Origin of the sequence: Kitasatospora sp. NPDC047058 (assembly GCF_040643935.1) — a bacterium.
Classification (GTDB): Bacteria; Actinomycetota; Actinomycetes; order Streptomycetales; family Streptomycetaceae; genus Kitasatospora.
In genome coordinates this window covers 1-1,288 of the sequence record NZ_JBEYVJ010000889.1, presented here as the reverse complement: position 1 = coordinate 1,288, position 1,288 = coordinate 1, and the positions used below count along the sequence as shown (strand labels likewise).

Here is a 1,288-nt window from a genome sequence, read left to right as displayed (position 1 = left end):
GTCGTCGGCCTCGCGTGCGTGAGTCCTGTCCGTCCGTCCGGGTGTGCAGCACACTCTCGTGCCGATACCGAGCCTTGGGGGAGTCGTGGTCCGTGTGGCGGGCGGGTACGAGGCGCCGTTGTTCTCGGCGGGGCGGCCGCAGTCGCAGCGCGGTTTCCTGGTCTACCCCACGTACTGGCCGCACGCCGAGCCGGCCTTCCCGGGAGTCCTCGACATCCTGACCAGGCACGGGGTCGCCCCCGCCGCCGCCCGGACGCGCCACGGCATCATCGTGGGGGCGGACCTGGACGCGGATCAGCTCGCCGCACAGCGTGGCGACCGCCAGGCCGAGTACGTCGAGCACGACTGCGTCGGCGGCCCGCCCGCTACCACCGCGTCGGGGACACTCGGGAGAGGAGTACCCGACGACATCCGTGCGGCCTTCGTCCGCGCGTACACCGGGAGCGAGGCCCTGCGCTGCGCGTTCTCCTACTACCGGGCCCTGCCCACGAGCGCGCAGCAGATCCAGGACGCCGTCGCGACGGCTCGGCTGAGCATGCCCACCATGGCCGTCGGCTCTCACCCCGTCGGCATGGGGCTCGAACGCCAACTTCGTCCCATCGCCGATGACCTGGTCGGACACCATCTCCAGAACTGTGGCCACATCATCCCCCTCGACCGCCCCGACGCATTGTTCGCGCTCCTCGCTCCCTTCCTATCCGCCGACCTGCCGAAGTGACCGGACCGGGCCGAAGGACCACGGTCGGCGGTTCCGGCATTCGTCCCAGCGGTGAGTCAGCCGTGGTACGTCAGGGTTGGTTCGCGGCCCGCGCGCGTGAGGGCCTGGTGACATTGGGGGTTGTGGTGGCGCACCTGTCTCCTGGACCAACGAGATCCGTTCTCAGGCGTGTCCACACCGCGGGGGTCGATTCAGTGCTGGGCGAGCCCGTGATGCGGGCCACCTGGCTGGCCCACTACCCGGACGCGGAGCTGGAGATGCCGGCGGGCTCGGGCCACTATCCGATGTACGAGGTGCCGGTCGCGTTCGCGGCCGTGCGGCCTTCCTGGCCGGGTGAGGCGTCGCGGCGGTGGCTGCCCCGCGCCAGCACCGGCTCTGCGGTGCTCCGGCAGCTCAGCGGCCCGGCGCCTCGCGGACCTGAGCCGGGGGCGGCAAGCCCGCCGCTGGGCCGCGCGGGCCCCGGAGCGCGCAGGCCCGGGGTACGCGGGCCCGAGGAGCCCGCGCACACCGGGCCGAGGTCAGGCCGGGTCGGACGGGTCGGTCGCCCGGACCCGCCGGGCGAGCCGGACT

General features: G+C 73.1%; 1 pseudogene. It reads left to right on the top strand.

The window, feature by feature from the left end:
• Positions 1-376: 376 nt before the first annotated feature.
• Positions 377-718: pseudogene (locus ABZ885_RS41370) on the top strand (alpha/beta hydrolase); the annotation flags it as partial.
• Between the last annotated feature and the right edge of the window lie 570 nt (positions 719-1,288).